At 55.4% G+C, this 13,591-nt stretch carries 12 protein-coding genes and 1 pseudogene; 7 read left to right on the forward strand and 6 right to left on the reverse strand.

The window, feature by feature from the left end:
* The first annotated feature begins 160 nt into the window (after positions 1-160).
* On the forward strand, positions 161-1,444 hold the full coding sequence (locus JTI98_RS18885; RefSeq protein ID WP_099433384.1) for a putative acyl-CoA thioester hydrolase: 1,284 nt from the start codon (positions 161-163) through the stop codon (positions 1,442-1,444).
* 65 nt (positions 1,445-1,509) lie between these two features.
* Here JTI98_RS18885 and pgl read toward each other — a convergent pair whose 3' ends face one another.
* Complete coding sequence (pgl, locus tag JTI98_RS18890) at positions 1,510-2,505, reverse strand: 6-phosphogluconolactonase (protein ID WP_043001317.1); 996 nt, start codon at positions 2,503-2,505, stop codon at positions 1,510-1,512.
* Between the two features lie 162 nt (positions 2,506-2,667).
* Here pgl and JTI98_RS18895 point away from each other — a divergent pair, with 162 nt between their 5' ends.
* Positions 2,668-3,486 carry a pyridoxal phosphatase gene (locus JTI98_RS18895; RefSeq protein WP_099433383.1) on the forward strand — a complete coding sequence of 273 codons (819 nt, stop codon included), beginning with the start codon at positions 2,668-2,670 and terminating at the stop codon, positions 3,484-3,486.
* On the opposite strand, the gene modC is transcribed toward JTI98_RS18895, so the two are convergent.
* The 4 genes from modC to JTI98_RS18915 form a co-directional block, all read right to left on the reverse strand.
* The gene (gene modC, locus JTI98_RS18900; protein WP_216081664.1) at positions 3,487-4,545 is read right to left on the reverse strand and encodes a molybdenum ABC transporter ATP-binding protein ModC; all 1,059 of its coding nucleotides are present in this window, start codon (positions 4,543-4,545) and stop codon (positions 3,487-3,489) included.
* Positions 4,546-4,547: 2 nt separating this feature from the next.
* Complete coding sequence (modB, locus tag JTI98_RS18905) at positions 4,548-5,237, reverse strand: molybdate ABC transporter permease subunit (protein WP_216081665.1); 690 nt, start codon at positions 5,235-5,237, stop codon at positions 4,548-4,550.
* Positions 5,237-6,010: a molybdate ABC transporter substrate-binding protein gene (modA, locus tag JTI98_RS18910; protein WP_044256484.1), complete on the reverse strand. Its 774-nt coding sequence runs from the start codon at positions 6,008-6,010 to the stop codon at positions 5,237-5,239. Before modA ends, modB begins: the two co-directional genes overlap by 1 nt.
* A 232-nt stretch (positions 6,011-6,242) precedes the next feature.
* The gene (locus JTI98_RS18915; RefSeq protein ID WP_043001322.1) at positions 6,243-6,392 is read right to left on the reverse strand and encodes an AcrZ family multidrug efflux pump-associated protein; all 150 of its coding nucleotides are present in this window, start codon (positions 6,390-6,392) and stop codon (positions 6,243-6,245) included.
* A 128-nt stretch (positions 6,393-6,520) separates the two neighbouring features.
* Between JTI98_RS18915 and modE the strand changes: the two genes are divergently transcribed.
* From modE to JTI98_RS18940, 5 genes and pseudogenes are all read left to right on the forward strand, one after another.
* Entirely contained in the window at positions 6,521-7,309 is a 789-nt protein-coding gene (gene modE, locus JTI98_RS18920) for a molybdenum-dependent transcriptional regulator (RefSeq protein ID WP_216081666.1), read from the forward strand.
* A 192-nt stretch (positions 7,310-7,501) separates the two neighbouring features.
* Positions 7,502-9,646 (forward strand): methylmalonyl-CoA mutase, encoded by a 2,145-nt coding sequence (gene scpA / locus JTI98_RS18925; protein ID WP_216081667.1) that lies wholly within the window; start codon positions 7,502-7,504, stop codon positions 9,644-9,646.
* Positions 9,639-10,634, forward strand: a complete 996-nt coding sequence (meaB, locus tag JTI98_RS18930) for a methylmalonyl Co-A mutase-associated GTPase MeaB (protein ID WP_058587817.1) — start codon at positions 9,639-9,641, stop codon at positions 10,632-10,634. The genes scpA and meaB overlap by 8 nt, the downstream gene beginning before the upstream one ends.
* A gap of 10 nt (positions 10,635-10,644) precedes the next feature.
* A complete protein-coding gene (gene scpB, locus JTI98_RS18935; RefSeq protein WP_044256718.1) occupies positions 10,645-11,430 on the forward strand; it encodes a methylmalonyl-CoA decarboxylase in 786 nt (261 codons plus the stop codon).
* Positions 11,431-11,449: 19 nt separating this feature from the next.
* A pseudogene (locus JTI98_RS18940) lies at positions 11,450-12,927 on the forward strand (acetyl-CoA hydrolase/transferase family protein).
* On the opposite strand, the gene JTI98_RS18945 reads toward JTI98_RS18940, so the two are convergent.
* Positions 12,924-13,591: LysR substrate-binding domain-containing protein (locus JTI98_RS18945; protein WP_216081668.1), on the reverse strand; the 668-nt coding region annotated here is incomplete at its 5' end. The pseudogene JTI98_RS18940 and the gene JTI98_RS18945 sit on opposite strands and share 4 nt — an antisense overlap.

A 13,591-nucleotide genomic window follows, 5' to 3' on the forward strand; every position in this document is an offset into this window, starting at 1 on the left:
TCATCCCAGGCAAATATGTTATTTAATTGTGACTTTGACAGTACCCGAATCCGCGAGGAGGGGTTTAAAAACAACTTTTTAGCTTTTCACCTTTCTGTTTTGCTCAACTTAGTATAAAAAAGCAGGCTTCAATGGATACTTTTATAGCCCGGAGCAACTCGTGAACACATCATCAGTTTCCCGTCTGGCGCTGGCACTGGCTTTTGGCGTGACGCTGACCGCCTGTAGCTCTACCCCGCCGGATCAAATTCCTTCCGATCAAACCGCGCCAGGAACCTCCTCGCGCCCGATTTTATCGGCGAATGAAGCGCAGAATTTTGTCGCTAAAAACTATTTTTCTTCCCTGACGCCGAACACCGCGCCGTGGACGCCATCTTCAATTTCTCTGCCTGCACAGCCTGACTTTGTGGTCGGCCCGGCCGGTACGCAAGGCGTTACCCACACCACCATTCAGGCGGCGGTGGATGCGGCAATCACCACGCGCACCAACAAACGTCAGTACATTGCGATTATGCCAGGTGAGTATCAGGGGACTGTCTATATCCCTGCGGCACCAGGCAGCCTGACGCTGTACGGAACGGGTGAGAAACCGCTGGACGTGAAAATTGGCGCGGCAATTGACGGTGAAATGAGCACCGCTGACTGGCGTCATACAGTGAATCCGGGCGGGAAATATATGCCTGGTAAACCGGCCTGGTACATGTTTGACAACTGCCAGAGCAAACGCGGCGCGACTATCGGCGTGATGTGTTCAGCGGTATTGTGGTCACAGAATAATGGCCTGCAGTTGCAGAATCTGACCGTTGAAAACAATCTTGGCGATAGCGTGGATGCGGGTAACCACCCGGCCGTTGCGCTGCGCACCGACGGTGACAAAGTTCAAATCAATAATGTGAACATTCTGGGCCGCCAGAACACCTTCTTTGTGACCAACAGCGGCGTGCAGAACCGTCTGGAAAATGATCGCCAGCCGCGTACCCTGGTGACCAACAGCTATATCGAAGGCGATGTGGATATTGTTTCCGGTCGCGGCGCAGTGGTGTTCGATAACACCGACTTCCGCGTAGTGAACTCGCGTACTCAACAGGAAGCGTACGTCTTCGCGCCGGCAACGCTTGCGAACATTTATTACGGTTTCCTCGCCACTAACAGCCGCTTTACCGCCGCCGGTGACGGCGTGGCGCAGTTGGGTCGCGCACTGGATGTCGACGGCAACACCAACGGTCAGGTCGTGATCCGTGATAGCGTGATTAACGAGGGCTTTAACATGGCACAGCCGTGGGCTGACGCCGTGATCTCTAAACGTCCATTCGCGGGCAATATCGGGGCGAAGGATGATAAAGGCGAAATCCAGCGTAACCTGAACGACACCAACTTTAACCGCATGTGGGAATACAATAACCGCGGTGTGGGCAGCAAAGTCGTGGCTGCGCCGAAGCAGTAAGCATAAAAAAACCGGCATCACAGGATGCCGGTTTTTATTTATCGGTTGGCTAAAAAGCGCCCCTATTAATACGCGTTAACCACCACCCACATCGGGCCCTGGCCTACCGCATAACGTCCCTTCTCCGTTAACAGCCCCTGCTCACCGGCAATCTCGTACACCGCGATATGGTGTGACTTCTGTCCGGCAGCAATCAGGTATTTCCCGCTATGGTCAACGTTGAAACCACGCGGCTGCGTTTCGGTTGGCTGGAAGCCTTCTTTGGTCAACACGCTGCCATCTTCTGAAACGCTGAACACGGTAATCAGGCTGGCGGTACGGTCACAGGCATACAGATGACGACCATCCGGCGTAATGTGAATGTCCGCCGCCCAGCGGGTGTCGGAGAAATCAGCCGGCATCATGTCCAGCGTTTGCACGCATTCGATATCACCGTGCGGATCTTTCAGTTCCCAGACGTCCACAGAGCTGTTGAGCTCGTTGACGCAGTACGCGTATTGCTGATTCGGGTGGAACGCCATATGGCGCGGACCGGCCCCTTCAACGGTGGTCACTTCCGCAGGCTCTTGCGCCACCAGCTTACCGTCATCGCTGAGGGTAAACAGGCAGATACGATCCTGCTTCAGCGCAGGCACCCACAGGGTGCGGTTGTCCGGGGAGATATTGGCGGAGTGACAGCCATCCATCCCTTCCGCCACATCCACCACCCCAACCGGCAGGCCGTCTTCCAGACGGGTGACGCTGACGTTACCCGCGTTATAGGAGCCAACAAAAACAAAACGGCCATGATGATCGGTTGAAATGTGTGTCGGGCTACCCGGCAGCGCGGATTCTGCGGCAAACGTCAGCGCACCATCATCCGGCGCAATCCGGTAAGCCAGTACGCGGAATTCAGGACGCACGCCCACGTAGAGATAACGTTTATCCGGGCTGACCACCATCGGCTGAACCTGCCCGGGCACATCAACCACCTGTACCAGCTTCAATGCGCCATCATGATTCAGGCTCCAGACATGGATCTGTTGGCTTTCAGGGCTGGCGGTATAAACGGTTTGCTTCATGAATGCTCCTCTGCTTTAGGCAACTGGCTGCAAAAATGGAATACAGCTTAACGTAGTCGCTTTTAACGGTGAATGCTGAATATACGCACAAAATTTTGCCTGCTCCCCGTCCCGGTGTACCATTCAGGCAGACAAAACTTCAATGTTAATCGGGATGACGATATGACCGCTCGCGTGATTGCCCTTGATTTAGATGGAACCTTGCTAACCCCGCAAAAAAACCTGCTCCCCTCGTCTGTCGAAGCACTGTCGCGCGCCAGGGAGGCAGGCTACCAACTTATCATCGTCACCGGGCGTCATCACGTCGCAATTCATCCTTTTTATCAGGCACTGGCACTGGATACACCTGCAATTTGCTGTAATGGCACCTATTTGTATGATTATCACGCAAAAAATGTTCTCGCAGCCGATCCCTTGCCGGTTAACCAGGCGCTACAGCTTATTACGCTGCTGGAATCGCATCAGATTCACGGCCTGATGTATGTCGATGACGCCATGCTGTATGAGCACCCGACCGGCCATGTCATTCGCACCTCAAACTGGGCGCAGACGTTGCCACCCGAACAGCGCCCGATCTTCACCCAGGTGCCTTCACTGGCGCAGGCGGCGCACGATGTCAACGCGGTGTGGAAGTTCGCTCTGACAGACGACGATATCCCTAAGCTGCAGCAATTTGGCAAGCATGTCGAAGAGCTGTTGGGCCTTGAGTGCGAATGGTCCTGGCACGATCAGGTCGATATCGCTCGTCAGGGTAACAGCAAAGGCAAACGCCTGACCCAGTGGGTTGAATCTCAGGGCGGGTCGATGGAAAACGTAATTGCCTTCGGGGATAACTACAACGACATCAGTATGCTGGAAGCGGCTGGTACCGGCGTGGCGATGGGCAATGCTGACGACGCAATCAAAGCACGCGCCAACGTCGTCATCGGCGACAACACTACCGACAGCATCGCAAAATTCATCTACACCCACCTGTTGTAATCAGGCGGTTATCGATACACTCTTAATCTGCGCGTACAGCCAGAGGCCAGCTTTGATCCCCAGTTCATCCTTGGCCCATGGGCTAATGCGCGCCCACAGCGTTTTACCTCCCACCTCAAGCTGAACTTCCACTTGCCCGTTATCGTCGTAGCAGTGGATCACCTTCGCGCGCAGGATATTACGAATGCTGGTCTGCTGCGGCGGCTGTAACACCAGCGAGACATCCGACGCCTGAATGCGAATGCGCAGCGAGGCCTGCAGCGGCTCATTGAGCTTATTGACCCATAGATGCTGATCACCCAGCGCCAGCGCCGTCATCGCGTAATGCGGATGATGCTCCAGTACGCTCACTTTCAGGATGCTGCTCTGCTGTTCTTTCGGCAGCCATGGATGCATCACGCTGCTCCCCCAGACCTCTTCCAGCGCGCCAAACGCCTTCACCTGACCGTCTTCCAGCACCATAACGTTATCGGCCAGATGGAGAATTTCATCGAGCGAGTGACTGACATAGAGCATGGGAATATTGATCTCCCGCGCCAGCCGTTGCAGATAGGGCAACAGTTCACGCTTACGCGGAATATCCAGCGAGGCGAGCGGTTCATCCAGGAGTAGCAGTTCCGGCGCGGTCAACAGCGCCCGGCCAATCGCCACACGTTGTTTTTCACCGCCGGAGAGGCCGCCCGGCAGTCTGTCGAGCAGAGGCTCAATACCCAATAGCGCCACCAGCTTATCGAACTGGCCGGCCATACTTTTCGCCATGCCGTAACGCAGGTTGCCGCGCACTTTATAATGGGGAAACAGGCGCGCATCCTGAAAAACGTAGCCTATCCGGCGTTTTTCCGGGGTCAGACAGATGTGGTTTTCCGTGTCATTCAGCACCCGTCCGTTGAGTACAATGCGCCCTTTCTGCGGTCGCGTCAGGCCACTGATGGCATTGATCAGCGAGGTTTTTCCAGAACCAGAGACGCCAAATATCGCGGTGATACCGCTGGCGGGCAGCGTTTCGTTGAGCGAGACGCAGTGGGTCCCCAGCGTCTGAGAGAAATTGAGTTCCAGCATAATTATCGCCCCGTCCGCTCACGGCTGAGTCGCGCCAGCCATTCAGAAATTAACAGCGAAATCAGCGCCAGTACGATGGAAATAAGACACAGCCTTGCCGCAGCGCTTTCACCGCCCGGCGTCTGAATCAGGGTATACATCGCCGAAGGAATGGTGCGGGTTTCGCCGGGAATATTGGAAACGAAGGTAATCGTCGCGCCAAACTCGCCGAGCGAACGGGCAAATGCCAGTACCGTCCCGACGATAATGCCAGGCAGCGTCAACGGAAGGGTAATGGTGAAGAAGACGCGCCAGCGTCCCGCCCCCAGCGTCCGGGCGGCCTGCTCAAGCTTAATATCCACCCCTTCCAGCGCAAGTCGGATAGCCCGCACCATCAGCGGAAAAGACATCACTGCCGCCGCCAGTACCGCGCCGCGCCAGCTGAAGGCAAAGGTTATGCCGAACCAGTCGTACAGCCACTGGCCGATAAATCCGCGCCGTCCCATCGAAATCAGCAGCAAATAACCGACCACCACCGGCGGTAATACCAGCGGCAGATGCAGTACGCTGTCCAGCAAGGCTTTGCCTGGGAAAGTGCAGCGCACCAGCAGCCAGGCAAAGAAGATCCCAAACGGCAAACTAAACAACACGGCCAGGGAAGACACTTTCAGGCTCAGAAGCACGGCCTGCCATTCAGGATCGGTCAATATCATTACTTGGTCGTAAATCCGTAACGTTTAAAGATTTCAGCAGCCTGCGGTCCTTTCAGGTAATCATAGAACGCGCTGACCGTGGCGTTTTTGTGTCCATCGACAATCGCGATGGGGTACTCCACTTTTTTGTGCGAATCTTCCGGGAAGGTGGCCACGACGTTAACGCCTTTACTGGCAACCGCGTCAGAGCCGTAAACAATGCCCAACGGTGCTTCGTTACGCTCGACCAGCGCCAGCGCGCCGCGCACATCTTCCGCCGGAGCCAGTTTCGGTGACAGCGTCTCCCAGGCCCCCAGTTTCTGCAGCGCTTCTTTCGCGTAGATCCCCGCCGGAACGTGTTCCGGGTCGCCTACCGCCAGACGTCCACCGTTCAGCAGCGTCGTCCAGTGGGTATTATTGTCAATCGTAAACGCTTTCTGCTCACTGGCTTTTGGCGCCACCACCACAAGGCTGTTGCCCAGCAGCGTCTGACGCGTTGCGGTATCAATCGCTTTCTTATCTACCGCGTAATCCATCCATTTCTGATCGGCAGAAATGAACAGATCTGCTGGCGCACCGGCTTCTATCTGGCGAGCCAGCGTGGAAGACGACGCAAAAGAGGAGACCACGTCGACATTCTTCTCTTTTTTGTACTCTGCCGCGATATCCTGCATCGCATTAGTCAATGACGCTGCGGCAAACACGGTGATTTTCCCTTCATCCGCCAGCGTTTGTCCAGCAACCGACAATGATAAGGTTGCCCCAGCAAACAGGCGTAACCAGGTACGAGCCATTTGTAACTCCTTTGCATATCGTTATGTATTTATGAATATAACGATAAAGCAACGATTTTCCCAGAAGTTATTGATACCACTAAGAGGTTACGCAAAGAAAATATCGGCAGGGATAAGGAGAACTTGAGAAACAATCCCAATGGGGTGCGCACTGCATTGAGGCGCGACCAACGAAGATACGGTTTGAAAGATGAGAAAACAAAAACGCCCGACTGAGCGGGCGTTTGGGAAATCAATGATTCTGTCTGGACTGGTTTTTCTGACCGATACCGGAGAAAATGTTGAACACTTCACCGAGACCGTAAATCAGACCCAGGATGATGGCCATCACCACAGGTACCATGATTACGGCGAATACCAGACTTTTCAATAACTCTAACATGGTCAACTCCTGATATAGTCCTTGTAGTATTCTAACCGCATCACTGAGAAAAGCACTCCCCTTTTGTGCGGTCGGCTTTGCGTCTCTGCAGTTTTCCGTCACAATACCCTTTTTGCCAGGATCTTGTTATGCAAGCCGAAATCCTTCTTACCCTGAAACTTCAGCAAAAACTGTTCGCCGATCCCCGACGCATCTCTTTGCTCAAGCACATTGCGCTTTCCGGTTCCATTAGTCAGGGCGCGAAAGACGCAGGCATCAGCTATAAGAGCGCCTGGGACGCCATTAATGAAATGAATCTTCTCAGCGAGCAAACGCTGGTCGAGCGTGCGACAGGCGGTAAAGGCGGCGGCGGAGCGGTGTTAACCCGCTACGGTCAGCGTCTGATCCAGCTCTACGATCTGCTGGCGCAGATTCAGCAAAAAGCCTTCGATGTTTTAAGCGACGATGACGTGCTGCCGCTCAACAGCCTGCTGGCGGCCATCTCGCGTTTTTCTCTGCAGACCAGTGCGCGCAACCAGTGGTTTGGCACCATTACCGCCCGCGATCGCGATCAGGTGCAGCAGCATGTCGACGTGCTGTTAGCCGATGGTGAAACACGACTGAAAGTGGCCATTACCGCCCAGAGCGGCGAGCGTTTAGGGCTTGATGAAGGCAAAGAGGTTCTCGTGCTGCTGAAAGCGCCGTGGGTGGGGATTACCCAGGACGACGCCATCGCCCAGGCGGCGGATAACCAGCTCCAGGGCATTATCAATTATATTGAACGCGGTACAGAGCAGTGTGAAGTACTGATGGCGCTACCGGACGGTCAGACGTTGTGCGCCACCGTGCCGCTGGACGCCGCCGCCACGCTGACGGAAGGCACGAATGTGACGGCGTATTTCAACGCCGACAGGGTAATTATCGCAACATTGTGCTAAGTATCGCCACCACGGTGATTACGGCGGGATGTTACCCGCCGTAAATTTTTCTTTGAAATTCATTACAGGATGAATAATTCCACCCGGCAAAAAACGACGCATCGTTGGCTATTTTTTGCTGGCGACAGAGGACAGTAAAAAGCTCATCGTACTCGCAATCCCCTCTTTTTATTGCGGAATACGGAGCAAAATATGTCAGACTTATCAGAGTGGCAGACACTCGCCAACAAGGAGCTCAGCCGGCGGAATAAAACCGTCGAGTCGCTGGTCACACAGACAGCGGAAGGCATTGCCATCAAGCCGCTGTACACCAAAGCCGACCTCGATAAACTGGAGGTCACCGGCACCCTTCCCGGCCTGCCGCCTTACGTTCGCGGCCCACGCGCTACCATGTATACCGCGCAACCGTGGACCATTCGTCAGTACGCGGGCTTCTCTACCGCCAAAGAATCTAACGCCTTCTATCGTCGCAACCTTGCCGCCGGGCAAAAAGGCCTTTCTGTCGCCTTCGATCTTGCCACCCACCGCGGCTATGATTCCGATAATCCACGCGTCGCAGGCGATGTCGGGAAGGCCGGTGTGGCGATCGATACCGTTGAAGACATGAAGATACTGTTCGACCAGATCCCGCTGGATAAGATGTCGGTATCAATGACCATGAACGGCGCGGTGCTGCCAGTAATGGCTTTTTATATCGTGGCCGCGGAAGAGCAAGGCGTTTCGCCGAAACAGCTTACCGGCACCATTCAGAACGATATTCTGAAAGAATACCTGTGCCGTAATACTTACATTTACCCACCGAAACCCTCCATGCGCATTATTGCCGACATCATCGCCTGGTGTTCGGGCAACATGCCACGCTTTAATACCATCAGCATCAGCGGCTACCATATGGGCGAAGCGGGCGCCAACTGCGTGCAACAGGTCGCTTTTACCCTGGCGGATGGTATTGAATACATCAAAGCCGCCCTTTCAGCCGGGCTGAACATTGATGACTTTGCGCCCCGCCTTTCGTTCTTCTTTGGCATCGGCATGGATCTGTTCATGAACGTCGCCATGCTGCGCGCGGCGCGTTATCTGTGGAGCGAAGCGGTGAGCGGCTTCGGCGCAGCAGACCCGAAATCGTTAGCCCTTCGTACCCACTGCCAGACTTCCGGCTGGAGCCTGACCGAACAGGATCCCTATAACAACGTGATCCGTACCACTATCGAAGCGCTCGGCGCCACGCTTGGCGGCACCCAGTCACTCCATACCAACGCCTTTGACGAAGCACTCGGTCTGCCCACCGACTTTTCTGCCCGCATCGCGCGTAACACGCAAATCATCCTGCAAGAGGAATCAGAAATCTGCCGCACCGTGGATCCGCTGGCTGGCTCTTACTATGTGGAGTCGTTGACCGATCACATTGTTAAACAGGCGCGGGCCATCATCCAGCAGATCGACGACGCGGGCGGGATGGCAAAGGCTATCGAAGCCGGGTTACCGAAACGGATGATTGAAGAAGCATCAGCCCGCGAGCAATCACTGATCGACCAGGGCAAACGCGTCATTGTCGGCGTCAACAAATACAAGCTGGAAAAAGAGGACGACACGACCGTCCTGGAGATCGACAACGTCAAGGTGCGCAACGAGCAGATCACCTCTCTGACGCGGATCCGCGCGACCCGCGATGATGCCGCCGTTCACGCGGCGCTGGCGGCGTTGACTCACGCCGCATTGCATCATGAAAACCTGTTGGCCGCCGCCGTGAACGCCGCACGCGTCCGCGCCACGCTGGGTGAGATCTCCGACGCGCTGGAGTCGGCGTTTGACCGTTATCTGGTGCCTAGCCAGTGCGTCACTGGGGTGATTGCGCAGAGCTACCATCAGTCCAACCAATCGGCCTGCGAGTTTGACGCCATTGTTGCGCAAACAGAGCAGTTCCTGGCAGACCGCGGTCGTCGTCCGCGCATTTTGATCGCCAAAATGGGTCAGGATGGTCACGATCGCGGCGCAAAAGTGATCGCCAGCGCCTATTCCGATCTCGGCTTCGACGTCGATCTCAGCCCGATGTTCTCCACTCCGGAAGAGATCGCCCGCCTGGCGGTAGAAAACGATGTACACGTCGTCGGCGCCTCATCGCTCGCGGCCGGTCATAAAACGCTCATCCCGGAACTGGTCGACGCGTTGAAAAAATGGGGACGCGACGATATCTGCGTGGTCGCCGGCGGCGTGATCCCTCCCCAGGATTACGCCTTCCTGGAGGAGCGCGGCGTGGCGGCCATTTATGGACCCGGCACACCAATGCTGGAAAGCGTACGCGACGTACTGAAACGGATAAGTCAGCATCATGATTAGTGAATCCACGCTGGCTGACACCGTGCGGCGATTACGCCAGGCCGAGCGGGCGACGCTCGCCCAGGCCATGACGCTGATTGAAAGTCAGCACCCTCGTCACCAGGCGCTGAGCGCACAACTGCTGGATGCCATAATGTCTTTCACCGGCAACGCGCTGCGTCTGGGGATCACGGGTACGCCGGGGGCCGGGAAAAGCACCTTTCTGGAGGCTTTCGGTACGCGACTGATCCGCGACGGACTGCGCGTGGCGGTGATTGCCGTCGACCCCAGCAGTCCAATCAGCGGTGGCAGCATCCTTGGCGACAAAACGCGGATGACCGAACTGGCGCGATCGGATGCCGCCTTCATCCGTCCGGCCCCCTCCCGCGGGCATCTGGGTGGAGCCTGTCTGCATGCACGAGAGCTGGGGCTGTTGTGCGAAGCGGCGGGCTTCGACGTTGTGATTATCGAAACCGTCGGCGTTGGACAATCGGAAACAGAAATTGCCCAGATCGTGGACTGCTTTGTGTCGTTACAGATAGCCGGCGGCGGCGACGACCTGCAGGGCATCAAAAAAGGGATCATGGAAATGGCGGACGTGATTGTCATCAACAAGGATGACGGGGAAAACCATAACCGTGTCGCCATCGCCCGCCATATGTACGAAAGCGCACTGCATATTGTGCGGCATAAATATGCCGAGTGGCAGCCGCAGGTATTGACCTGTAGCGCGCTGGAAAAACGCGGGATTGACGAGGTCTGGCAGACCATCTGCGATTTCAGAACACAGATGACCTCCAGCGGACGGCTGCAACAGGTGCGCCAGTTGCAGGAAATTGCCTGGTTGCAAAAGCAGACGGAAGCAGAGGCGTTGCGACTGCTGTTCTCCCGTGACGACTTCGACCGCTACTACCACCTGACGCAGCAGGCCGTCAAAAACAACCGTCTCTCGCCGCGCGCTGGCCTTCAGCGAATCAGCGAATACCTTCAGAATCATTACTTTGCATAAAGAGAAAAATATGTCTTATCAATATGTTAACGTTGTTATCATCCGTAAAGTGGCGGTCATTGAGTTCAACTATGCCCGCAAACTGAACGCCCTGAGCAAAGTCTTTATTGACGATCTCATGCTGGCGCTCAGCGATCTCAATCGCCCGGATATTCGCTGTATTATCCTGCGTGCGCCCAGCGGCGCGAAGGTCTTCTCCGCCGGTCATGACATTCATGAACTGCCCTCCGGACGTCGCGATCCGCTCTCTTATGACGATCCGCTGCGCCAGATCACCCGCATGATTCAGAAGTACCCCAAACCGGTGATCTCCATGGTCGAAGGCAGCGTCTGGGGAGGGGCGTTTGAGATGATCATGAGCTCCGATCTGATCATCGCCGCCAGTACCTCCACGTTCTCCATGACCCCGGTCAACCTTGGCGTTCCATACAATCTGGTCGGGATCCACAACCTGACCCGCGATGCGGGTTTCCATATCGTCAAAGAGCTGATCTTCACCGCGTCCCCTATCACCGCACAGCGCGCGATGGCGGTCGGCATTCTCAACCATGTCGTCGCCGCCGAAGAGCTGGAGGATTTCACGTTGCAGATGGCGCACCATATCTCGGAAAAAGCGCCGCTGGCCATTGCCGTGATCAAGGAAGAGCTACGCGTGCTTGGCGAAGCGCACACCATGAATTCCGATGAGTTCGAACGTATTCAGGGGATGCGCCGCGCCGTTTACGACAGCGAAGATTATCAGGAAGGGATGAACGCGTTTATGAATAAACGTAAACCCAATTTTGTGGGCCATTGATACCAGGAAGGGACAAGATATGAAAGACCCCTGGACAAGGATGAGCGCCGACGACGCCGCGCAGGTCATTGAGCACAATGCGATGGTTGCTTTCAGCGGCTTTACCCCCGCCGGTTCGCCCAAAGCACTCCCTGCGGCTATCGCCCGCCGCGCCAGCGAACTGCATCAGGCGCAACAACCGTTTCAGATTCGGTTATTGACGGGAGCGTCTATTGGCGCTGCCGCCGATGATGCGCTGTCTGAGGCTGACGCCATTTCATGGCGTGCGCCCTATCAGACGTCAGGCAGCCTTCGGCAAAAAATCAATCAGGGTCAGGTTCGATTTGTAGACCTGCATCTGAGTGAAGTGGCGCAGATGGTAAACTATGGTTTCTTTGGTGATATTGACGTCGCGGTGATTGAAGCCTCGGCGATCGCGCCTGACGGACGAGTCTGGCTCACCAGCGGGATCGGCAATGCGCCCACCTGGCTACTGCGGGCGAAGAAAGTCATCATTGAGCTGAATCACTACCATAACCCACGCGTCGCTGAACTGGCTGATATCGTCATTCCCGGCGCACCGCCGCGTCGCAACAGCGTCCCCATTTTTCATGCGATGGATCGCGTGGGCGCCCGGTATGTGCAGATTGATCCCACCAAGATTATTGCGGTGGTCGATACAGAACTCCCCGACGGCGGAAACGTGCTGGATAACGCCAATCCTGTCTGCCAGAAAATCGCCGATAACGTCGTAACGTTTCTGCTGGAAGAAATGGCGCGTGGGCGGATCCCCGCGGAGTTTCTGCCGCTGCAAAGCGGGGTGGGTAATATCAATAATGCCGTGATGGCGCGACTGGGTGAAAATCCGGATATTCCGTCTTTTATGATGTATTCGGAGGTGTTACAGGAGTCTGTCGTGCATCTACTGGAAACGGGAAAAATCACCGGAGCCAGCGCGTCCAGTCTGACGGTATCCCCGATTCCTTGCGAAAGATTTATGACAATATGGACTTCTTCGCCAACCGTATTGTGCTTCGCCCACAGGAGATCTCGAATAATCCGGAAATTATTCGCCGTCTTGGCGTAATTGCCCTCAATGTCGGGCTGGAGTTTGATATCTACGGCCATGCCAACTCAACGCACGTGGCTGGCGTGAATCTAATGAACGGCATTGGCGGCAGCGGTGATTTTGAGCGCAACGCCTACCTGTCTATCTTTATGGCGCCATCCATCGCTAAAGGCGGCAAGATTTCCACTATCGTCCCCATGTGCAGTCACGTTGATCACAGCGAGCACAGCGTGAAGGTGATCATCACCGAGCAGGGGATCGCCGATCTGCGGGGACTCTCACCGCTACAACGGGCGCACACGATCATCGACAACTGTGCGCATCCTCTCTATCAGGACTATCTACATCGCTATCTCGCCAGTGCGCCTGGCGGGCACATTCATCACGATCTCAACCACGCGTTCGATCTGCACCGCAATCTGATTGAACGCGGTTCGATGCTCGGCTAAGCCATCTCTGCGCCACGATCTTCCGCAATATGCTGAAGCATCGTGGCGGTATAGCGGTGGTTTTTCAGGGAGTAAAGGTACTCCTGCATATACATCGTACCGCCGGGCGCATCGAAATACTTCAACGTTGCCGGATTCACCAGACGCCAGGCAAACCAGGGGATCACGGTCAGAAACTGCCCGCGCTCTACCGCGCTTATCTTCGCCATAAAGCTGTAGGGACGATAGATGATCGTTGGGTTAATACCGCATGGCCGCATATGCGCTTCCAGTATCGCTTCAAAATTGGCCCGATTCTGAAAGCGCATTTGCAGCCAGGGCAGTTCACGCAAAAGCGTCTGCGGCTGTTTATCCTCATAGCGACGGGAAACAAGAAACCCCAGACGCAAAGGCTTCAACTCACTGATGGTCAGATTGTCCAGCTCCTGCACGCGAGCCGAAACATACTGTGGAGAAATGATAAAATCGAGCTGGCGGCTAAACAGGTCATCAATGACTTCATTCTCGCTGAACTCAACGGACTTTACGGTCACGCCGTCATACTTATCGCCCAGGCTAATCAACTGGTCGAAAATAATCGTTGGGTAGGTGTTGTCGACGCCAATGACTATGTTGCGCGAACCACGTGCAGCGTGATGAATTTCATTATCGATTGCCGACAAGT

Origin of the sequence: Citrobacter sp. MGH 55, assembly GCF_016906145.1 — a bacterium.
Lineage (GTDB): Bacteria > Pseudomonadota > Gammaproteobacteria > Enterobacterales > Enterobacteriaceae > Citrobacter_A > Citrobacter_A amalonaticus.